16 protein-coding genes and 1 riboswitch are annotated in these 20493 nt (G+C 68.5%); of the genes, 14 read left to right on the plus strand and 2 right to left on the minus strand.

Annotation, left to right across the window (positions count from 1 at the left end; all coding sequences use genetic code 11):
• Positions 1–3: 3 nt before the first annotated feature.
• A complete protein-coding gene (locus ASD21_RS22635) occupies positions 4–546 on the minus strand; it encodes a hemerythrin domain-containing protein (protein WP_056447016.1) in 543 nt (180 codons plus the stop codon).
• 185 nt (positions 547–731) lie between these two features.
• On the opposite strand from ASD21_RS22635, the gene ASD21_RS22640 reads away from it, so the two are divergent.
• From ASD21_RS22640 to moaA, 3 genes are all read left to right on the plus strand, one after another.
• Positions 732–2996 (plus strand): adenosylcobalamin-dependent ribonucleoside-diphosphate reductase, encoded by a 2265-nt coding sequence (locus ASD21_RS22640; protein ID WP_056447019.1) that lies wholly within the window; start codon positions 732–734, stop codon positions 2994–2996.
• 52 nt (positions 2997–3048) lie between these two features.
• A complete protein-coding gene (locus ASD21_RS22645; protein WP_056447023.1) occupies positions 3049–4224 on the plus strand; it encodes an NnrS family protein in 1176 nt (391 codons plus the stop codon).
• 57 nt (positions 4225–4281) lie between these two features.
• Positions 4282–4419: riboswitch (molybdenum cofactor riboswitch) on the plus strand.
• A complete protein-coding gene (gene moaA, locus ASD21_RS22650) occupies positions 4409–5386 on the plus strand; it encodes a GTP 3',8-cyclase MoaA (protein ID WP_056447028.1) in 978 nt (325 codons plus the stop codon). Its footprint overlaps the riboswitch before it by 11 nt.
• A 9-nt stretch (positions 5387–5395) precedes the next feature.
• Here moaA and ftrB read toward each other — a convergent pair whose 3' ends face one another.
• Positions 5396–6166: a transcriptional activator FtrB gene (gene ftrB / locus ASD21_RS22655; RefSeq protein WP_056447284.1), complete on the minus strand. Its 771-nt coding sequence runs from the start codon at positions 6164–6166 to the stop codon at positions 5396–5398.
• 270 nt (positions 6167–6436) lie between these two features.
• Here ftrB and ASD21_RS24215 point away from each other — a divergent pair, with 270 nt between their 5' ends.
• From ASD21_RS24215 to hemN, 11 genes are all read left to right on the plus strand, one after another.
• Positions 6437–7795 carry an MFS transporter gene (locus ASD21_RS24215; protein WP_056447029.1) on the plus strand — a complete coding sequence of 453 codons (1359 nt, stop codon included), beginning with the start codon at positions 6437–6439 and terminating at the stop codon, positions 7793–7795.
• A gap of 17 nt (positions 7796–7812) precedes the next feature.
• The gene (locus ASD21_RS24220; protein ID WP_056447033.1) at positions 7813–9228 is read left to right on the plus strand and encodes an MFS transporter; all 1416 of its coding nucleotides are present in this window, start codon (positions 7813–7815) and stop codon (positions 9226–9228) included.
• Positions 9225–12956, plus strand: coding sequence for a nitrate reductase subunit alpha (locus tag ASD21_RS22670; protein ID WP_056447036.1), 3732 nt, complete (start codon positions 9225–9227; stop codon positions 12954–12956). The genes ASD21_RS24220 and ASD21_RS22670 overlap by 4 nt, the downstream gene beginning before the upstream one ends.
• A complete protein-coding gene (gene narH, locus ASD21_RS22675) occupies positions 12953–14476 on the plus strand; it encodes a nitrate reductase subunit beta (protein ID WP_056447040.1) in 1524 nt (507 codons plus the stop codon). The genes ASD21_RS22670 and narH overlap by 4 nt, the downstream gene beginning before the upstream one ends.
• 4 nt (positions 14477–14480) lie before the next feature.
• Complete coding sequence (gene narJ / locus ASD21_RS22680; RefSeq protein WP_056447042.1) at positions 14481–15200, plus strand: nitrate reductase molybdenum cofactor assembly chaperone; 720 nt, start codon at positions 14481–14483, stop codon at positions 15198–15200.
• 2 nt (positions 15201–15202) lie between these two features.
• A complete protein-coding gene (gene narI / locus ASD21_RS22685; protein WP_056447046.1) occupies positions 15203–15982 on the plus strand; it encodes a respiratory nitrate reductase subunit gamma in 780 nt (259 codons plus the stop codon).
• A gap of 3 nt (positions 15983–15985) precedes the next feature.
• Entirely contained in the window at positions 15986–17092 is a 1107-nt protein-coding gene (locus tag ASD21_RS22690; protein WP_056447049.1) for a peptidylprolyl isomerase, read from the plus strand.
• A gap of 89 nt (positions 17093–17181) precedes the next feature.
• Positions 17182–17739 (plus strand): hemerythrin domain-containing protein, encoded by a 558-nt coding sequence (locus ASD21_RS22695; protein ID WP_056447051.1) that lies wholly within the window; start codon positions 17182–17184, stop codon positions 17737–17739.
• Positions 17736–18398, plus strand: a complete 663-nt coding sequence (locus tag ASD21_RS22700) for a carbonic anhydrase (RefSeq protein WP_056447054.1) — start codon at positions 17736–17738, stop codon at positions 18396–18398. Before ASD21_RS22695 ends, ASD21_RS22700 begins: the two co-directional genes overlap by 4 nt.
• A gap of 2 nt (positions 18399–18400) precedes the next feature.
• The gene (locus ASD21_RS22705; protein ID WP_056447057.1) at positions 18401–19045 is read left to right on the plus strand and encodes a molybdenum cofactor guanylyltransferase; all 645 of its coding nucleotides are present in this window, start codon (positions 18401–18403) and stop codon (positions 19043–19045) included.
• Between the two features lie 54 nt (positions 19046–19099).
• On the plus strand, positions 19100–20485 hold the full coding sequence (hemN, locus tag ASD21_RS22710) for an oxygen-independent coproporphyrinogen III oxidase (protein WP_056447059.1): 1386 nt from the start codon (positions 19100–19102) through the stop codon (positions 20483–20485).
• The last annotated feature ends 8 nt before the right edge of the window (positions 20486–20493 follow it).

Consider the following 20493-nt stretch of genomic DNA (forward strand, 5'->3'; position numbering starts at 1 on the left):
GGCCTATGGCGCGCCGACGAAGTGCGGGAAGAGGACCGTGTCCTCCAGGTGCATGTGCTCGCGCAGCTCGTGATCCAGCTTGCGGCAAAGCTGGTCCAGGACCCGCCACGTTCCGCAGGCGCCTTCCGGCACGGAAAAGTTCCGGGTGATCTCCGTCAACCGCGTCAGTTGCCCGGTCAGGTCGCCATGCTCGACCTGCATGCGGGCGATGGCGACCCGCAGCATCGACCCGCGGCCGGCGCGCATCATCGGAAACAGGACCTCCTCCTCCTTCTGCTGATGGCCAACCAGGTCCTCGGCCATCATCTGGAGGTGATCGGCCAGGCCATGCGGACAGTCGGCGTCGCCGCCGTGCACCGCCTCGACCCTGCGCGCCAGGGCGATGGCCCGCGGAAAATCCTCCAGGTGGACGTCGTGGTAGCGCCGCATGATGTGGTCGATCAGCGGGCCGACCTGGCCGTCGGTCAGCGGTTCGCCCGGCGAATGCGGCGGGGCGCCGGCGTCCAAGGCGTGAGCAAGAGCGGCGGGGCTGGTGAGCGTGGTCATCTTTGGGTCTCCGCCCCGACCCCTAGGGGCTTCGCCGATCGATGACATTGAGCGAAACCGTCGCGCGCCTTGATGTTGCTCAAGGCCCGCCTTGGCGGATGTCGCAAGCTGCGCACCCCCGAGTCGCCTTCCGCGCGCCGCAGGGAATCGACCAGCCTTCACCTCCCCTTTCAGAGAGAGCGACCATGGCGTTCGACAATCCCTTCGCCGGCGAGATCTGGGCCAGCAAGTATCGTTTCGCGCCGCCCAGCGGCGGCGGCGGCGACGCCAGCGTCCTGGAGACCTGGAACCGTGTCGCCCACGCCGTGGCCCAGGCCGAGGCTCCCAAGCTTCGCAAGGGGTTCCACGCCGAGGTCATGGCGGCCCTCACCGATTTCCAGTTCCTGCCCGCCGGCCGCATCCTGGCGGGCGCGGGCACCGCCCGGGCCGTGACCCTGTTCAACTGCTTCGTGATGGGCCGGACCCCCGACGACCTGGGCGGCATTTTCGAGCACTTGCGCGAGGCGGCCATCACCCTGCAGCAGGGCGGCGGGGTCGGCATGGACTTCTCGTCGATCCGCCCGTCCGGGGCTCCGGTCGAGGGCGTGGGCGCCGACGCCTCGGGCCCCCTCAGCTTCATGGATGTCTGGGACTCGATGTGCCGCACCATCCTCTCGGCCGGTCAGAGACGCGGCGCGATGATGGGGTGCCTGCGCATCGACCACCCCGACATCGAGGCCTTCATCGACGCCAAGCGCGCGGCCGGCCGCTTCCGCAACTTCAACCTGTCGGTGCTGGTCACCGATCCGTTCATGGCCGCGCTCGAAGCCGACGCCGACTGGCCGCTGAGCTTCGGCGGCCGGGTCCATCGCACCGTTCGCGCCGCCGAGTTGTGGGCGCGACTGATGCGGGCCACCTATGACGCCGCCGAGCCGGGGGTGATCTTCATCGACCGCGTCGACGCCGCCAACAACCTGGCCTACTGCGAGCAGATCCTGGCCAGCAACCCTTGCGGCGAACAGATGCTGCCGCCCTACGGCGCCTGCCTGCTGGGTTCGCTCAACCTGGCCCGCCTGGTCGACCGGCCGTTCGAGGCCGACGCCGCCCTCGACGAGGCCAAGCTCGGCGAGCTGACCCGCACCGCCGTGCGGATGTTGGACAACGTCATCGACATCTCGCGCTTCCCGCTGGCGGCCCAGGAAACCGAGGCCAAGGCCAAGCGACGGCTGGGCATCGGCGTCACGGGCCTGGCCGACGCCCTGGTCTTCTGCGGCGCGCGCTATGGCGACAACCAGGCCGTGGCCCTCACCCAGCGCTGGCTGGGCGTCATCAAGCGGGAGGCCTATCGCGCCTCGGCCCTGCTGGCCGCCGAGAAGGGCGCCTTCCCGCTGTATGATCCGCGGATCCTGGACCGCCCCAACCTGACCAGCCTGGACCAGGAGACCCGCGCCCTGATCGCGGCCCATGGGCTGCGCAACGGCTGCCTGACCTCGATCGCCCCGACCGGCACCACCTCGCTGCTGGCGGGCAACGTCTCGTCGGGCATCGAGCCGGTCTTCGCCTACGCCTACACCCGCAAGGTGCGCCAGCCCGACGGAACCACCCGGGAGGAACAGGTCGAGGACTACGCCCTGGCGGTCTGGAAGCGGCTGCGCGGCGACGCCACGCCGCCGGCCGCCGTGTTCGTCAGCGCCCAGGACCTGACGCCCGCCGACCATCTGCGCATGCAGGCCGCCGCCCAGGGCCTGGTGGACAGCTCGATCTCCAAGACCGTCAACTGCCCGGAGACCATCGCTTTCGACGATTTCGCCGACATCTATCGCCAAGGCTATCGGCTGGGCTGCAAGGGCCTGACCACCTATCGTCCCAACGCCATCACCGGCTCGGTGCTGTCGGTTGCCCAGCCTCTGGAAAAGACCCCGGAAACCCCGGCGAACCCGCTGCCCGCGCCCGAGCCCGAGCCCAAGCTGGCCCCGCGCCCGGACGCCCTGGACGGAGCCACCTACAAGATCAAATGGCCCGACAGCGCCCACGCCGTCTATGTGACCATCAACGATGTGGAGACCGCCGACGGCGCTCGCCCCTTCGAGATCTTCGTCAACTCCAAGAACATGGAGCACTACGCCTGGACGCTGGGGCTGACGCGGATGATCTCGGCGGTGTTTCGCCGCGGCGGCGACGTGTCGTTCGTGGCCGAGGAACTGAAGGCCGTGTTCGACCCGCGCGGCGGCGGCTGGATCGACGGCCGCTACACCCCTTCCTTGCTGGCCGCGATCGGCGGGGTGATCGAGCGCCACCTGCGCGGCCAAACGCCGCACGAGCCCTCCGCCGACGCGCCGTCGCGGGCCGCGCCCTCGGCCAATCCGTTCGCCGCCAACAAGGTCGCGTGCCCACGTTGCGGCGGGTTCGAGATGGCCCGCAAGGAGGGCTGCGACACCTGCTTCGACTGCGGCTATTCCAAGTGCGGCTGAGCGGTTGACCGGCATCAAGGCGGCGGAGGGTCGTCCGACCTATACATCCGTCATGTCCACCGCAGCCGCCCGCCGCGCCTATCGCGGCCCCGCCTTCTTCAGCTTCGGCTTCCGGCCCTTCTATCTGATGGGCGCCCTTTGGTCGGCCCTGGTCGTCCCGCTCTGGCTCTGGAGCTATCTGGCGGGCGGCCCCGGCATGCTGACGCGCGACTGGCACGTGCACGAGATGCTGTTCGGCTTCCTGGCCGCCGTGATCGCGGGCTTCCTGACCACGGCGGTGCCCAACTGGACGGGGCGGATGCCGATCATCGGCGCCCCGCTTGCGCAACTGGCGGGCCTGTGGCTGGCCGGACGCGTGGCCATGCTGTTCCAGGCCAGCCTGGGCGCCGTCGCCACGGGGGTCATCGACAGCCTCTTCCTCGTGGTCTTCGCCGGCGTGATCTGGCGTGAGGTCCTGGCGGGCCGCAACTGGCGCAATCTGCCCGTCTGCGGCCTGGTGACCGCCCTGGCCCTGGGCAACATCGCCTTCCACGTGCACGGCGTCACCTGGGCGTCGGCGCTGGGCGAGCGGCTGGCCCTGGGGGTGGCGGCCTTGCTGATCGCCCTGATCGGCGGGCGCATCACGCCCAGTTTCACCCGCAACTGGCTGAAGGCCCGGGGCGCCGGCGCCCAGCCCGCCGTGTTCGACCGGATCGATCAAGCCGCCCTGGCCCTGACCGGCGTCGCCGCCGCGAGCTGGGCGGTTCTTCCCGACGCCCTGTTCAGCGGCGCTCTATTGGCCCTGGCCGGCCTGACCAACCTTGTCCGCCTGGCGCGCTGGAGCGGCTGGGCCACGCGATCAGAGCCCCTCGTCTGGGTCCTGCACCTTGGCTATGGCTGGCTTGGCCTGAGCCTGCTGCTCCTGGGCGCCTCGGTGCTCGATCCGGCCATTCCCCGCACCGCCGGGATCCACGCCCTGACCGCCGGCGCCGTGGGCGTCATGACCCTGGCTGTCATGACCCGCTCGAGCCGCGGGCACAGCGGGCGCGATCTGCACGCCGACGCGGCGACCACCGCCGTCTATGTGGCGATCAACGCCGCGGCCGTGGCCCGCGTCGCCGCCCCGTTCACCGGCCTCTGGCAGCAGAACCTGCTGATGGTTTCCGCCTTCCTTTGGATCCTGGCCTTCGCCGGTTTCGCGGCCAGCTATGGCCCGATGCTGGTGCTTCCGCGCCCGCTCAGGGCTTGACCGTTATCAAGTCCTGCGGCGCCCCGGGTCATGGCCCGCGGCGCCGTCCAGGCCTACCGATAGATCTCGCTCCGAGCGTCCAGGCCTAAAGCGCACCCGCGCCAAGGCCCGGCCGCCGCGCCGGTTCGCCGGCAAGGGTGACGGGGGAAACGCCGTCGCCTCCCTTGCTTGGAAAGGAGCCCGCATGGGACGTCTGGTTGACGGCTTTGGCCGTCGCTTCCGCTATCTGCGCCTCTCGGTCACCGAGGTGTGCAACTACCGCTGCACCTACTGCCTGCCCGACGGCTTCAAGAAGTCCGGGGCGATGAGCTTCCTGACCCCCGACGAGATCGATCGCGTGGTGCGCGCCTTCGCCGGCTTCGGCGTCGCCAAGTTGCGCCTGACCGGCGGCGAGCCCAGCGTGCGACGCGACCTGGTCGAGATCATCGCCCGCGCCGCGGCCACGCCGGGCATCGACAAGGTGGCCGTCACCACCAACGGCTGGAACCTTCGACGCAACGCCGCCGCCTGGCGCGACGCCGGCCTGACCAATCTCAATGTCAGCATCGACTCGCTGGATCCCGCCGCGTTCCACCGCATCACCGGCCATGATCAGCTGAAGGAGGTCGTCGCCGGGCTCGACCTGGCCCTGGCGCTGGGAACGCCCACGGTGAAGGTCAACGCCGTCCTGCTGCGCGACACCGTCGAGACGGGCTTCGACGCCTTCACCGACTTCGTCCGCGATCGGCCGATCTCCTTGCGCTTCATCGAATTGATGCGCACCGGCGACAACGCCGCCTATTTCGACGACCAGCACGTCTCCGGCGTCGACCTGCAGGGCTGGCTGGCGGCGCGCGGCTGGACGCCGGTGGCCAAGGCCTTCGACGATGGGCCCGCGACCGACTATGCGCACCCCGACCATGCCGGCCGCATCGGCCTGATCGCGCCCTACGCGCCGGGCTTCTGCGACAGCTGCAACCGCCTGCGCGTGACCTCCAGGGGCGCGCTGCGCCTGTGCCTGTTCGGCGAACTGGGCGTCAATCTGCGCGACCTTCTGGTCCCCGGCCAGGAAGAGGCTCTGCAGGCGCGCATCCAGGCGGCCCTGGTCGGCAAGCCGGCGGGCCATCGGCTGCACGAAAACAACAGCGGCGACACCCGCCAGCTCGCGCAGTTCGGCGGCTGATTACAAGTCCTAGGAGCCCGTGCGCTGGTGGCGGTCCGTGGGCCAGCGCTCGCGCTGGGCCTTGCCGATCGGCGCGTCGGTGGGCGGCGTGTGGTTGTCGATCAGGGGATCGGGCTTGGCCAGGCGCTCCAGCACCAAAGGTCGCGCGATCGTCACCTGCGGGCCGTTGATGACCACCCCGTAGTCGGCGATCGAGGCGAAGGCCCGCGACAGGTTTTCCGGGGTCATGCCCAGCACCGAGGCCAGGAGGCGCTTTTCGTGCGGCAGGGTGAAGGTGTCCGCGCCGCCCTGGCGGATCTTCTGGGTGATCAGGTAGTTGGCGAGGCGCTCGAGACCGCCGCGCAGCTTCTGGCTCTTGATGGCGCGAACCAGGCCGCGATAGCAGCCAGACAGCTCCTGGGCCACGGCGACCGAGAAGGCCGCGTCCTCCCTCATCGCCCGCCGCAGGGCCTCGCCCGACAGCATCAGGATGTCGGAGCGCTCGATGGTCTGGGCGCTCATCAGGGCGTCGGCGTCCAGCACCACGGCGGCCAGGATGAAGGTCGAGACCGGCCGCAGCACGGCCAGGGTGGTGTCCTTGTCGTTCCAGCTGGCCCCCAGCTCGACGCTGCCGTCGAGCAGCACATAGAGGAAATCGACGGTGTCGCCCTCGGTGAGCAGGGTGGTCCCGGCCGGGAACTTCTGCAGGAAGGCGCCGCCGGTGACGTCCCGAAACGCCGTGTCCGACATCACGCGAAACAGCGGCAAGCTTCTGACACGGTCCACATCGGCGCTTCTCATCATGCTCCACTCCTGAGCGCGCCAGGTGGCCGGGGCCTTGATGCAGATCAAACTCGCCCGTCACGATTGACATTTATCAAGCGTACGTTTGCGACACCAATAAAACCAAATTGACATTAGCAAACTGCGCTGTTTCGCCGCAGCGATGACTTGCGCGTTATCATCGGTTATTTGCCGGTGCTTGATATCCATCAAATACAGTGAAGACCTGCCCCCGCATTAGGTTGCACGCGGCAAACCATGTCGCGCGTTGCCTTTTCGAGGCCAGACATGAAGACGGCGATCCCATCGCAGCCGGGGGCCGGATCGGCCCTGACGATGAGCACCATCGCCTTCACCGCCTGTTTCGCGGTGTGGACGATCTTCTCGATCATCGGCGTTCGGATCAAACAGGACCTCGGCCTGACCGAGGCGCAGTTCGGCCTGCTGGCCGGCACGCCCATCCTCACCGGTTCGCTGACGCGCGTGTTCCTGGGCGTCTGGACCGAGCAGTACGGCGGGCGCCTGGTCAATCTGCTGGTCATGCTGTCGGCGGCGGCGGCGACCTACCTGCTCTCCCACGCCCACACCTATCCGCAGTTCCTGCTGGCGGCGCTGGGCGTCGGCATGGCCGGCGGCTCGTTCGCGGTCGGGGTGGCCTATGTCGCCAAGTTCTTCCCCAAGGAACGCCAGGGCGCGGCTCTGGGCATCTTCGGGGCCGGCAATGTCGGCGCGGCGGTCACCAAGTTCCTCGCGCCTTTCGTGATGCTGGCCCTGGGCTGGCAGGCCGTGGCGCAGATCTGGGCCGGGGCGCTGGCCCTGCTGGCGCTGGCCTTCTTCTTCTCGACCCGCGACGAGCCTGACCTGCAAGCCCGCCGGCGCACCGGCGCCAAGCCGCAGAACACCGCCGACCAGTTGGCGCCGCTGCGCAAGCTGCAGGTCTGGCGCTTCGCCCTCTACTACTTCTTCGTGTTCGGCGGCTTCGTGGCCCTGGCGCTGTGGCTGCCGCACTATCTGGTCGCGGTCTATCACCTCGACCTCATCACCGCCGGCATGCTGGCGGCCGCCTACTCCATCCCCGGCTCGCTGTTTCGAGTGTTCGGCGGCTACCTGTCGGACAAGATCGGCGCGCGCAAGGTCATGTATCTGACCTTCATCATCAGCGCGATCTGCGCGTTCCTGCTGTCCTATCCGGCCACCAGCTACGTGGTCGACGGCGTGCGCGGCCCGATCGCCTTCCGCCTGGCCACCGGTCTGGCGCCATTCGTGATCCTGCTGTTCGCGCTCGGCTTCGCCATGAGCCTGGGCAAGGCGGCGGTCTTCAAGCACATCCCGGTCTACTACCCCGACCACATCGGTTCGGTCGGCGGCCTCGTCGGCATGGTCGGCGGGCTGGGCGGCTTCGTGCTGCCCATCGCCTTCGGCGCGCTGAACGATCTCACCGGCGTCTGGACCAGCTGCTTCATGCTGCTGTTCGTCCTGGTCGCCGGGGCCCTGACCTGGATGCACCTGGCCATCGGCCGCATGGAGCGCGCCAACGCGCCCCAGCTGGCCGACCTGCCGCAACTTCCCGAAATGGCCGGCCTCAGCCGGGCCGCCTCGACCTCCACCGCGCCCGCCCGGCGCGTCGCCAACCCAACCGCCAGATAGCAAGTAAGGCGCAGTCCATGCCCACGACCAAACAAAGCCCGGTCCTGACCGACTGGCGTCCAGAGGACGCCGACTTCTGGCGCGCGAGCGGAAAAGCCGTCGCCCGTCGCAACCTGTGGATCTCGGTGCCCAACCTCCTGCTGGCCTTCTCGGTCTGGATGGTGTGGTCGATGGTCATCGCCAAGCTCAAGCTGGTCGGCTTCAAGTTCACCACCGAGCAGCTGTTCTGGCTGGCCGCCCTGCCCGCCCTGTCGGGCGCCACCTTGCGGGTGTTCTACAGCTTCATGGTGCCGATCGTCGGCGGCCGGCGCTGGACTGCGCTGACCACCTTGTCCCTGCTCATCCCGGCCATTGGCATCGGGGTGGTGGTGCAGGACCCGACCACGCCCTACGGCGTCTTCGTCGGCCTGGCCCTGGCCTGCGGCCTGGGCGGCGGGAACTTCGCCTCCTCCATGGCCAACATCTCGTTCTTCTTCCCCAAGAGCGAGAAGGGCGCGGCCCTGGGCGTCAACGCCGGGTTCGGCAACCTCGGCGTCAGCGTCATGCAGTTCCTGGTGCCGGTGGTGATCGGCCTGGCGCTGTTCGGCCCCCTGGCCGGCGCGCCCCAGATCATCGTCGATCACGGGGTGACCAAGCACATCTGGCTGCAGAACGCCGCCTATGTCTGGGTTCCGTTCATCATCGCCGCCGCCGTGGCGGCCTGGTTCGGCATGAACGACATCGCCTCGGCCAAGGCCTCCTTCGCGGACCAGGCGGTGATCTTCAGCCGCAAGCACAACTGGATCATGTGCTGGCTCTATCTGGGCACCTTCGGCTCGTTCCTCGGCTTCTCGGCCGCCTTCCCGCTGCTGACCAAGACCCTGTTCCCCGACATCAACGTCCTGCAGCTGGCCTTCCTGGGCCCGTTGATCGGCGCGGGCTCGCGCGCCCTGACGGGCGGCGTTTCCGACCGCTTCGGCGGCGACCGCGTCACCCACTGGTCCTTCCTGGCCATGGCCGCGGGCGTGATCGGCGTGCTGGCCGGGGTCGGCGCCTACGGCTCGGCGCCGTCCTTCCCGATCTTCTTCGCCAGCTTCCTGTGGCTGTTCTTCTGGACCGGCGTGGGCAACGCCTCGACCTTCCAGATGATCCCCACCATCGTTCGCGCCGACATGCCCCGGCTGATGCCGCGGGCGACCGCCGAGGCCAGCCAGCGGGCCGCGGAAATGGAGTCGGCGGCCATCGTCGGCTTCACCTCGGCCGTCGGCGCCTTTGGCGGCTTCTTCATCCCCAAGGCGTTCGGCGACTCGCTCAAGGCCACCGGCAACCCGCAGTTCGCCCTCTACATCTTCCTCGGCTTCTACGTCAGCTGCGTGCTCGTCAACTGGGCCTTCTACGCCCGCAAGACGTCGCTGCTGCGCGCGCCCGCCCTCATCAAGGTTCCCACCCAATGAGCCATACCCTGGATCGCCTCGCGTTCTTCACGCGCAAGACCGAACTGTTCTCCGACGGCCACGGCGTCATGAATGACGACGACCGCACCTGGGAGCAGGCCTATCGGAACCGCTGGCAGCACGACAAGATCGTCCGCTCCACCCACGGCGTGAACTGCACCGGCTCGTGCTCGTGGAAGATCTACGTCAAGGGCGGCATCGTCACCTGGGAAACCCAGCAGACGGACTATCCGCGCACCCGGCCCGATCTTCCCAACCACGAGCCGCGCGGCTGCGCCCGCGGCGCCAGCTACAGCTGGTACCTCTATTCAGCCAACCGGGTGAAATACCCGCTGATCCGCTCGCGGCTGCTGAAGCTGTGGCGAGCGGCGCGGGCCACCCGCACCCCGGTGGCCGCCTGGGCCTCGATCCAGAACGATCCCGCCCAACGCGCCGACTATGTGACGCGGCGCGGCGGCGGCGGCTTCATCCGCGCCACCTGGGACGAGGTCACCGAAATCATCGGCGCGGCCAACGCCTACACGGTCAAGACCTGGGGTCCCGACCGGGTGTTCGGCTTCTCGCCGATCCCGGCCATGTCCATGGTCTCCTACGCCGCCGGGGCGCGTTACCTGCAGCTGATCGGCGGCGTCTGCGGGTCGTTCTACGACTGGTATTGCGACCTGCCCCCCGCCTCTCCCCAGACCTGGGGCGAGCAGACCGACGTGGCCGAGAGCGCCGACTGGTTCAACTCCAGCTTCATGATCCTGTGGGGCTCCAACGTCCCGCAGACCCGCACGCCCGACGCCCACTTCTATACCGAGGCCCGTTATCGCGGCGCCAAGTCGGTGGTGATCTGCCCCGACTATTCGGAGGCCTCCAAGTTCTCCGACCTCTGGTTGGCCGTGAAGCAGGGCACCGACGCGGCCCTGGGCATGGCGTTCGGCCACGTGATCCTCAAGGAGTTCCACGTCGACCGCCAAGTCCCCTATTTCCGCGACTACCTGCGCAAGTATTCCGACCTGCCGATGCTGGTCCGCCTGGTTCCGCAGGACGGCGCCTATGTGCCCGAACGCCTGCTGCGCGCGGCCGAGTTCGACCAGGCCCTGGGCGAGACCAACAATCCCGACTGGAAGACCGTCGCCCTCGACGACGCCACCGGCCAGGTGGTGGTCCCCAACGGCTCGATCGGCTTCCGCTGGGGCGAGGACGGCAAGTGGAACCTGGAGGAAAAGGACGGCGCGGGACGTGAGACCACGCTGCGCCTGGGCCTGAAGGGCGTCCACGACGACGTCGCCGGCGTGCGCTTCCCCTATTTCGGCGGCGCGGCCACCAACGGCTTCGCCATGACCGACCATCCCGACGTCCTGGTGCGCAACGTGCCGGTCAAGCGGATGATGCTGCCCGAGGGCGAGACCCTGGTGGCCTGCGTCTACGACCTGTTCCTGGCCAACTACGGCGTCGATCAGGGTTTCGGCGGCGACCACATGCCGACCGACCATGACGACGTCCAGCCCTACTCGCCGGCCTGGGCCGAAGCCATCACCTCGGTGCCGCGCGAGCAGATCCTGGCCGTGGCCCGCGGCTTCGCCGACAACGCCGAAAAGACCAACGGCAAGTCGATGATCATCATCGGCGCGGCGATGAACCACTGGTACCACATGGACATGAACTACCGCGCCGCCATCAACATGCTGGTGATGTGCGGATGCGTGGGCCAGTCGGGCGGCGGCTGGTCGCACTATGTCGGCCAGGAAAAGCTGCGGCCGCAGACCGGCTGGGCGCCGCTGGCCTTCGCCACCGACTGGGTCAAGCCGCCTCGCCAGCAGAACTCCACCTCGTTCTTCTACGCCCACAGCAACCAGTGGCGTTACGAGACCGTCGGCATGGACGAGATCCTCTCGCCGACCGCGCCCGAGGGCGTGTGGAACGGTTCGATGATCGACTTCAACGCCAAGGCCGAACGCCTGGGCTGGCTGCCCTCGGCGCCCGCCCTGAAGACCAACCCGCTGGAGGTCGCCAAGGCCGCCGCCGCCGCGGGCCAGGACCCCAGGGCCTATGCCCTGGAGCAGCTCAAGGGCGGCAACCTGCAGATGTCCTGCATGGATCCCGACGATCCGGCCAACTGGCCGCGCAACATGTTCGTCTGGCGCTCCAATCTCCTGGGCTCCTCGGGCAAGGGCCACGAATACTTCCTCAAGCACCTGCTGGGCGCGTCGCACGGCGTGCAAGGCAAGGACCTGGGCCAGACCGGCGGGGTCAAGCCCACCGAGGTCGCGTGGCATGACAAGGCGCCGGAGGGAAAGCTCGACCTGCTGGTGACGCTCGACTTCCGGATGTCGACCACGGCGGTCTATTCCGACATCGTCCTGCCCACCGCCACCTGGTACGAGAAGAACGACCTCAACACGTCCGACATGCACCCCTTCATCCACCCGCTGAGCGCGGCCGTGGACCCGGCTTGGGAGTCGAAATCGGACTGGGAGATCTTCAAGGCCATCGCCAAGGCCTTCTCCAAGGTCGCCCCCGAGGTGTTGGGTGTCGAAAAGGACGTCGTCCTGACCCCGATCCAGCACGACAGCGCCGCCGAACTGGCCCAGCCGTTCGACGTCCGCGACTGGTCCAAGGGCGAGTGCGAGGCGATCCCCGGCAAGACCATGCCGCAGATCACCATCGTCGAGCGTGACTATCCCAACACCTACAAGCGCTTCACGGCGCTGGGTCCGCTGCTGGCCCAGAGCGGCAACGGCGGCAAGGGCATCGGCTGGAAGACCGACCACGAGGTCGATCTGCTCAAGGCGCTGAACAGCGTGGTCCTCGAAGAGGGCGCGACCCAGGGCCTGGCCCGCATCGACAGCGATATCGACGCCTGCGAGACCATCCTGATGCTGGCGCCGGAGACCAATGGCGAGGTGGCGGTCAAGGCCTGGGAAGCGCTCGAAAAGCAGACCGGCCGCGAACACGTCCACCTGGCCCTGCCCAAGGAAGACGAGAAGATCCGCTTCCGCGACCTCCTGGCCCAGCCGCGCAAGATCATCACCTCGCCGACCTGGTCGGGCATCGAGAGCGAGAAGGTCTGCTACACGGCCGGCTACACCAACGTCCACGAGCTGATCCCGTGGAGGACCCTGACCGGCCGTCAGCAGCTGTATCAGGACCACCTGTGGATGCGGGCGTTCGGCGAGGCCCTTTGCGTCTACCGCCCGCCCATCGACCTGAAGACCACCCACGTCATGGGCGCCAAGCCCAACGGCGAGAAGGAGATCGTCCTCAACTTCATCACGCCGCACCAGAAGTGGGGGATCCACTCCACCTACAGCGACAACCTGATGATGCTGACGCTCAACCGCGGGGGTCCCGTGGTCTGGGTGTCGGAGGTCGACGCCAAGAAGGCGGGTCTGGTCGACAACGACTGGATCGAGGTCTTCAACGCCAACGGCGCCCTGACCGCGCGGGTGGTGGTGTCCCAGCGGATCCGTGAGGGCACGACCTTCATGTATCACGCCCAGGAAAAGATCGTGAACACCCCCGGGTCTCAGATCACCGGCCTGCGCGGCGGCATCCACAACTCGTGCACCCGCACCGTGCTCAAGCCGACCCACATGATCGGCGGCTACGCCCAACTCGCCTACGGCTTCAACTACTACGGCACCGTCGGTTCCAACCGCGATGAATTCGTGGTCGTCCGCAAGATGACCAAGATCGATTGGCTGGAAGAACCGCTCGTTCAGAAGGATTTCGCCCAATGAAGGTGCGAGCGCAAATCGGCATGGTGCTGAACCTCGACAAGTGTATCGGGTGTCACACCTGCTCGGTCACCTGCAAGAACGTCTGGACCAACCGCGAAGGCGTCGAATACGCCTGGTTCAACAACGTCGAGACCAAGCCTGGCATCGGCTTTCCCAAGGATTGGGAGAACCAGAAGAAGTGGAACGGCGGCTGGATCCGCAAGGCCAACGGCAAGATCGAACCCAAGATGGGCGCCAAATGGCGCATCCTGGCCAAGATCTTCGCCAACCCCGATCTGCCGGAAATCGACGACTATTACGAGCCGTTCGATTTCGACTACGCCCATCTCCAGAACGCTCCGGAGATGAAGCACTTCCCGACCGCGCGGCCGCGCTCGAAGATCACCGGCCAGCGCATGGAGAAGATCGAATGGGGCCCCAACTGGGAGGAAATCCTGGGCGGGGAATTCTCCAAGCGCTCCGCCGACGCCAACTTCGAGGGCATCGAGAAGGAGATCTACGGGCAGTTTGAAAACACCTTCATGATGTACCTGCCCAGGCTGTGCGAGCACTGCCTGAACCCGGCCTGCGTGGCCGCCTGTCCCTCGGGCGCGATCTACAAGCGCGAAGAGGACGGCATCGTCCTGATCGACCAGGACAAGTGTCGCGGCTGGCGGATGTGCGTCTCGGCCTGTCCCTACAAGAAGATCTACTACAACTGGGAATCGGGAAAATCCGAGAAGTGCACCTTCTGCTTCCCGCGCATCGAGGTCGGTCTGCCGACCGTGTGTTCGGAGACCTGCGTGGGCCGCATCCGCTATCTGGGCGTGCTGCTCTATGACGCCGACCGCATCCAGGCCGCCGCCGCGACGCCCGACGAGAAGGACCTCTACCAGGCCCAGCTCGACATCTTCCTGGATCCCAACGATCCGGCGGTGATCGCCCAGGCGCGCGCCGACGGCGTTCCCGAGGCCTGGCTCGACTCGGCCCGCAAGAGCCCGGTCTACAAGATGGCCGTCGACTGGAAGATCGCCTTCCCGCTCCACCCCGAATACCGGACCCTGCCCATGGTCTGGTATGTGCCGCCGCTGTCGCCGATCCAGTCGGCCGCTTCGTCCGGCGCGCTGGAAATGGACGGCGACATGCCCGACGTCGCCTCGTTGCGCATTCCGGTCCGCTACCTGGCTAACCTGCTGACCGGCGGCAACGAGCCGCCGGTGGTCCAGGCGCTGGAACGCATGCTGGCCATGCGCGGCTACATGCGCGCCAAGACCGTGCACGGCCGCATCGACCACGCCATCGCCGGCAAGGTCGGGCTGACCGCCGCCCAGGTGGAGGACATGTATCGCTACATGGCCATCGCCAACTACGAGGACCGCTTCGTCATCCCCTCGGCCCACCGCGAAGCCGCCGAGGACGCCTACGACCTGCGCGGCTCCTGCGGCTTCACCTTCGGCAACGGCTGCTCGGGCGGCCGCACCGAACTGGGCCTGTTCGGCGCCAATCCGCGCTCGCGCGCCAAAAACCCGATGGAGGCCTAAGCCGATGGCCCGCACCTACAAGGCGCTTGCCCTGCTGCTGACCTATCCCACCCCGGAACTGCAGCAAACCGCCCCCTATGCGCTCGGGGAGATCATTCAAGAGAACCTGCTGACGCCGGCCCTGACCAAGGCGCTGGCGCGGCTGGTCTCGATCCTCGCCGACGGCGACATCTACGACCTGCAGGAGAGCTACACCGAGCTCTTCGACCGCACGCGTTCGCTGTCGCTGAACCTCTACGAGCACGTCCATGGCGAAAGCCGCGACCGCGGCGAGGCGATGGTGGCGCTCCTGGAGCTCTACCGCACCAAGGGCCTGGACCTGACGGCCAACGAACTGCCGGACTTCCTGCCGGTGTTCCTGGAGTTCCTGTCGATCCTGCCCGACGCCGAGGCCGCCTCGCTGCTGGGCGAAGCCACCCACGTGCTGGACGCGATGGGCGAGCGCCTGAAGAAGCGCGACAGCGCCTATCGCGCGGTGTTCGGGGCCCTGGCCAGCCTGGCCTCGCAAAAGGCCGATCCGGCCGTGCTCGCGGCCCTGCTGAGCGAGCCCGACGAGAATCCCGACGACCTCGAGGCCCTCGACAAGGCCTGGGCCGAAACCGCCGTCACCTTCGGTCCCTCCGACGTCGGCTGCCCCAAGGCCGGCGCCCTGGTCGAGGCCATGCAGGCCGAAACTGGCCGCGTCCCGCGTCGGCCCCGCGCCAGCGCCGCTCAAGGAGTCTAGTCATGGGCCTGCTCAACCAATTCCTGTTCGGGGTCTATCCCTACATCTGCCTGGCGGTGCTGGTGCTGGGCTGCGTGCTGCGCTTCGACCGCGAGCAGTACACTTGGCGGTCGGGCTCCTCGCAGTTGCTGCGCCGCCGCCAACTGGTGGCGGGATCGGTGATGTTCCACCTCGGCGTCCTGGTCATCTTCGGCGGCCACTTCGTCGGCCTGCTGACGCCGATCTGGGTGTTCGACGCCCTGGGCGTCCCGCACGGAGCCAAGCAGATCCTGGCCATGGTCGCCGGCGGCCTCGCCGGGATTCTATGCCTGGCCGGCGGCCTGCTGCTGCTGCATCGGCGGCTGTTCGACCCGCGCATCCGCAAGACCTCTAGCTTCAGCGACATCGCCATCCTGGTGATCCTGATGGTGCAGCTGATGCTGGGCCTGTCGACCATCGCGATCTCCGCCCATCACCTGGACGGACACGAGATGATCAAGTTCATGTTCTGGGCCCAGGGCGTCTTCACCTTCAAGCCGGGGGTGGCCGCCTACGTCGCCGACGTGCATCCGATCTTCAAGCTGCACCTGGTGCTGGGGATGACCATCCTGCTGTTGTTCCCGTTCACCCGCCTGGTCCACATGCTTTCGGCGCCGATCTGGTACCTGAACCGCCGCGGGTGGCAGCTGGTCCGGACCACCCGTCGCCTGCCGATCAAGCCGGAGGCCGCGGCCCCGACCTACCGCGACGCCGTCAGCCCGCCCTGGCCGAACGCCACCTCCGCCTTCAAGGCTCGGGAGTAGACGATGACCGCCACCACCGTTGTCGACGGCGTCGAGATCCCCGAATTCCTGATCGCCAAGGAAGCCCAGAACCATCCCAGCGCTTCGGCGGGCGAGGCCCGGCGGGCAGCCGGCAAGGCCCTGGCCGTACGCGCCCTGCTTCTGCATCGCGCCGACGAACTGGGACTGCGTCCCGAGCCGCAAATCGACGAGATGGGCCGCGAGGAGACGGACGAAGAGGCTCTGATCCGCGCCGTTCTCGACGAGGAAGTCGAGATCGAAACCCCGTCCGTCGCGCTTTGCCGTCACATCTACGACACCCAGCGCAACCGCTTCACCAGTCCGGCCCTCGTAGAGGCCGCCCACATCCTCATCGCGCCGGCCAGCCCGGACGATGCGGATTGGGAGGCCGCCCGCCGGGTCGCGCTGGACGCGGTGCAGACCCTGACCCGAACCCCGGGGCAGTTCGCCGCCCTGGCCAAGTCCCTGTCCGCCTGCCCTTCCGCCGAGGTCGGCGGCTCGCTGGGCCAGCTCGGTCCGGGCGACGTGGTCGGCGAGATCGAGCAGGCCCTGTCGGGGCTGCGGCCCGGGGAAATCCTGGACCGTCCGGTGCGGTCGCGGTTCGGGTGGCACGTGCTCAAGCTGGACCGCCGCATCGAGGGGCGCGAACTGCCCTTCGACTATGTCGAGGACAAGATCCGGCTGCATCTGGAAAGCCGGGCCTGGACGGCGGCGGCCACCCGCTACGTCTCGGATCTGGCCGAGCGGGCCCGCGACCGGGGCGTGGCCTTCAGCCTGACTCCCGACGGGCGCTTCGACACCGGCGCCCTGTCGCTGGGCCAGCTCCTGGCCGGCGCCTCGGCGGCCGGTTTGGAGGCCTGGCTCGACGCCTCCGATCCGGACTTGGCCGAACGGGTGCGCGCGGCGGCTCTCGCCGCCGGGATCGATCTGGAGGCTTTCGTCCAGCGCGCGGTCCACGACTTCGTCAACACCGCCGGCGACGAGTCCTGGACCCATCTGATCTCCGCCGCCCAAGGCGCCGAGGACCCGGCGGTGGCCGCCATCGCCTCGCTGCTCCGCACCAGGCTCACGCCCAAGGCGCGCGCCTACACGATCTTCCGGAAGGTCTAGGGCGCCATGCGGATTCACCGGTCGCGCAAAGTCGAGGCGACCGCCGGCCCGCGCGCTTTGGCGCGGGGCCCGGCCGAGGCGAGAAGGCCATGACGACGAGCACCATCGAGTCCATTCCTCCGCGCCTTCTGGCCGAACCCATCGAATGGTTCTTCGCCGAGCATTATCGCCACCGGCAGGCCTGCAAGATGATCGAGGAGGTCGCGGCCGCCATGGTGTTCGACCGGCCTCGGGTCATCGAACTGATCGTCTTCCTGGATCAGGACCTGCCCCTGCATGTGATCGACGAGGAAGAGGACTTCTTTCCGCTGCTGCGTCGTCGCTGCGAGCCCGGAGACGATGTCGAACGGGTGCTAGGCATGCTGTCGGCCGAGCATCGGGCCGACGTGGTCCAGGCCAGCGCCGTGCGGGATCATCTTCTGGCCTGTTTGGAGACCGAGCGCGCGCCCGGGCTGGACGCGACGCAGCGCAAGGCGATGATCGCCTTCGCCGCTCAGGAGCGCCGCCACCTGGGCCTGGAGAACGCCATCGTCCTGCCGATCGCGCGACTGCGATTGGCTCCCGAAGACCTCACGACCCTGGGCCGTCGGCTGGCGGCCCGCCGCGGGCGGTTGCTCGACGTCGCCGTCGGAGCTGACCAGGCATGAGCGAAGCCCTGCTGGCGGACAACCTCGCCTGGGCGGCGGGCCGCCACGGTGATCGCGACTTCTTCACGCGCCAGGCGGCTCCGCGACAGGCCGAGCACCTCTGGATCGGCTGCGCCTGCAGTCGGCTGTCGGGTCAGGACCTGACCGGCCTGCCGCCCGGCGCGATTTTCGCCCTCGCCAATCTGGGCAATCTCGCCCTGTCCCAGGACATCGGGTTCCTATCCGGCCTGCAGTACGCGCTGGAGGTGCTGAAGGTTCGCCACGTGGTGGTCTGCGGCCATTATGGCTGCGGCGCGATGGGCGCGGCGCTGTCGGACCCGGCGCCGGGCCTGGTCGATCACTGGCTGGCCCCGGTGCGGGCCTTGGCCTGGCGGCATGCCCAGGACCTGGAGACGATCCTCGATCCGGCCGCGCGGGCCAACCGGCTTTGCGAACTCAACGTGGCCGCCCAGCTGGCCCAACTGGCCGCCAATCCGCTGGTCCACGAGACCTGGCGGCGCGGCCAACCCCTCAGTCTGCACGGCTGGATCCACTCGGCGGCCGACGGCCTGCTGCGCGATCTGGAGACCTCGGTCAGCAGCCCGAGACAGGCGATGGCCCTGGTCGGCGGCCCGATGGATCAGGTCGGGCGGCGGCGCGGCAAGCGGAAGGCCTCCTGACCATGACCGAGCCTTGCGTGGCCGTGGTTCTGGCCGGCGGCGCCGGCCGGCGAATGGGCGGCGGCAAGCCCCTCCGCGCCTGGGGCGAGACCTCGCTGCTGGGCCGCGCCCTGGCCCTGGCGCGAAGCTATGCCGACGAGGTGGCCGTCGCCGTCCGGGACGCCGACCAGATCGGCGGCGACGTCGGCGCGCCGCTGCTGTTCGACGATCCCGACGTGCCGGGCCCCCTGGCCGGCCTCGCCTCGGCCCTTGCCTTCGCGCGCGTTCGCGGCGCGGCCAGGGTTCAGGTCCTGGCGTGCGACATGCCGCGCCTGCCGGCCGACCTGACCCCGCGCCTGGCCGCGGCCTTGCGCGCGGGCGCCAAGGTCGCCCTCCCCGCCAGCAACGGTCGCCTGCATCCGGTCTGCGGCCTATGGAGCATCGCGGTGGAACCGCTGTTGGCCGACTATCTGGCCCGGGACCGTTCATCGCTTCGGGGCCTGGCGGCGGTCAGCGGCCAGGCCGTGGTCGACTGGGGAACGATCCAGCCCGACCCGTTCGTCAACCTCAACACCCTGGCCGAACTCCAGGCCCAGCAACCGCCGCGGCAATCTGGCTTGCGGTGGATCAAGGTCCAGCGCGGCGCGGTCGATCAGACTGCGGTCTAGGAGACCACCGATGCCCGAACCCGCCGATCCGGTCATGGCCTGACCCGTCCAGCCATGCTCGCCACCCTCGTCGCCCCGCCCAGCGCCCGCCCGGTCGCCGACCTGATCGCCAGGTACGACGGCCGCGCGCCGCGCTACACCAGCTATCCGCCGGCCACCCAGTTCACCGCCGAGGTCACCGCCGACCGTTACCGCGACTGGCTGGCCGCCCTGCCGACCGACGAAGCGGTTTCGCTGTATCTGCACATCCCGTTCTGCGCCCGGCTCTGCTGGTACTGCGGCTGCAACACCCGGGCGGTGAACCGCCATGAACCGGTCGGCGACTATGTGCGGCTGCTGCTCGACGAGATCGACCTGCTGGGCGCCGCCCTGCCCGGCCGCCTGAGCGCCGGCGCGGTGCACTTCGGCGGTGGCACGCCCAACATGCTGTCGCTGGGCGAGATCGACGCGATCTTCGACCGCCTGGGCCAGGTCTTCGACCTGACGCCGGACATCGACGTGGCCATCGAAATGGACCCGGCCGTGCTGACCCGCGATTGGGTCCAGGCCGCCGCCGCCCGCGGCATGAGCCGCGCCAGCCTGGGGGTGCAGAACCTCACGCCCGAGGTTCAGGCCGCCGTCAATCGCCAGGACACCTTCGAGCACATCGCCGACTGCGTCGCCTGGCTGCGCGAGGCCAAGGTCGGCTCGATCAACCTGGACCTCATGTACGGCCTGCCCCATCAGACCACGGCCAACACCCTGTCGACGCTCGACCAACTTCTCAACCTGCGTCCCGAGCGGTTGGCCCTGTTCGGCTACGCTCATGTGCCCTGGATGAAGAGCCATCAGAAACTGATCGACGAGGCCGCCCTGCCGGGGCCCGAGGCGCGCCTTGATCAGAGCGAGAGCGCCGCCGAAAGGCTGGCCGCGGAGGGTTACGTGCGCATCGGGCTCGACCACTTCGCCCTGCCCGACGATCCGATGGCCAAGGCGCTGGCGGCCGGGACCTTGCGCCGAAACTTCCAGGGCTACACCACGGATCCGGCCGCCACCCTGCTGGGCATGGGAGCCTCGGCCATCGGCGGCCTGCCGCAGGGCTTCGTGCAGAACGCCACGCACGAACTGACCTGGCGCGCGGCGGTCAAGGAAGGCCGACTGCCCGTGGCGCGCGGCGTCGCCTTCAGCGACGAGGACCGCTTCCGGGCCGAGATCATCGAGCGGCTGATGTGCGATTTTTCCGTCGACCTAGCGGCCGTCTGCGCGCGGCACGGACGTCTTCCGCACAGCCTGGCGGCCGAACTGGCGCGCCTGGCGCCCTTCACGGCCGACGGTCTCGCCGAGGTCCGGGGATTCCGCGTCCAGGTCCTGCCGCCCGGCCGCCTGCTGGTGCGGTCGATCGCGGCGGTGTTCGACGCCTATTTCAACGCCGACGGCCAGCGCCACGCCAAGGCGATCTGAGGTCCTAG

This window comes from Caulobacter sp. Root1455 (assembly GCF_001426905.1).
Classification (GTDB): domain Bacteria; phylum Pseudomonadota; class Alphaproteobacteria; order Caulobacterales; family Caulobacteraceae; genus Caulobacter.

Excerpts from the sequence above, each read along its gene's own strand:
- ASD21_RS24220 (WP_056447033.1), top strand. The coding sequence starts at position 7,813 with ATGCCCACGACCAAACAAAGCCCGGTCCTGACCGACTGGCGTCCAGAG.
- moaA (WP_056447028.1), top strand. The coding sequence starts at position 4,409 with ATGGGACGTCTGGTTGACGGCTTTGGCCGTCGCTTCCGCTATCTGCGC.
- ASD21_RS22705 (WP_056447057.1), top strand. The coding sequence starts at position 18,401 with ATGACCGAGCCTTGCGTGGCCGTGGTTCTGGCCGGCGGCGCCGGCCGG.
- hemN (WP_056447059.1), top strand. The coding sequence starts at position 19,100 with ATGCTCGCCACCCTCGTCGCCCCGCCCAGCGCCCGCCCGGTCGCCGAC.
- ASD21_RS22700 (WP_056447054.1), top strand. The coding sequence starts at position 17,736 with ATGAGCGAAGCCCTGCTGGCGGACAACCTCGCCTGGGCGGCGGGCCGC.
- narJ (WP_056447042.1), top strand. The coding sequence starts at position 14,481 with ATGGCCCGCACCTACAAGGCGCTTGCCCTGCTGCTGACCTATCCCACC.
- ASD21_RS22695 (WP_056447051.1), top strand. The coding sequence starts at position 17,182 with ATGACGACGAGCACCATCGAGTCCATTCCTCCGCGCCTTCTGGCCGAA.
- ASD21_RS22670 (WP_056447036.1), top strand. The coding sequence starts at position 9,225 with ATGAGCCATACCCTGGATCGCCTCGCGTTCTTCACGCGCAAGACCGAA.
- ASD21_RS22640 (WP_056447019.1), top strand. The coding sequence starts at position 732 with ATGGCGTTCGACAATCCCTTCGCCGGCGAGATCTGGGCCAGCAAGTAT.
- ASD21_RS22635 (WP_056447016.1), bottom strand. The coding sequence starts at position 546 with ATGACCACGCTCACCAGCCCCGCCGCTCTTGCTCACGCCTTGGACGCC.
- ASD21_RS22690 (WP_056447049.1), top strand. The coding sequence starts at position 15,986 with ATGACCGCCACCACCGTTGTCGACGGCGTCGAGATCCCCGAATTCCTG.
- narI (WP_056447046.1), top strand. The coding sequence starts at position 15,203 with ATGGGCCTGCTCAACCAATTCCTGTTCGGGGTCTATCCCTACATCTGC.
- ASD21_RS24215 (WP_056447029.1), top strand. The coding sequence starts at position 6,437 with ATGAAGACGGCGATCCCATCGCAGCCGGGGGCCGGATCGGCCCTGACG.
- ftrB (WP_056447284.1), bottom strand. The coding sequence starts at position 6,166 with ATGAGAAGCGCCGATGTGGACCGTGTCAGAAGCTTGCCGCTGTTTCGC.
- narH (WP_056447040.1), top strand. The coding sequence starts at position 12,953 with ATGAAGGTGCGAGCGCAAATCGGCATGGTGCTGAACCTCGACAAGTGT.
- ASD21_RS22645 (WP_056447023.1), top strand. The coding sequence starts at position 3,049 with ATGTCCACCGCAGCCGCCCGCCGCGCCTATCGCGGCCCCGCCTTCTTC.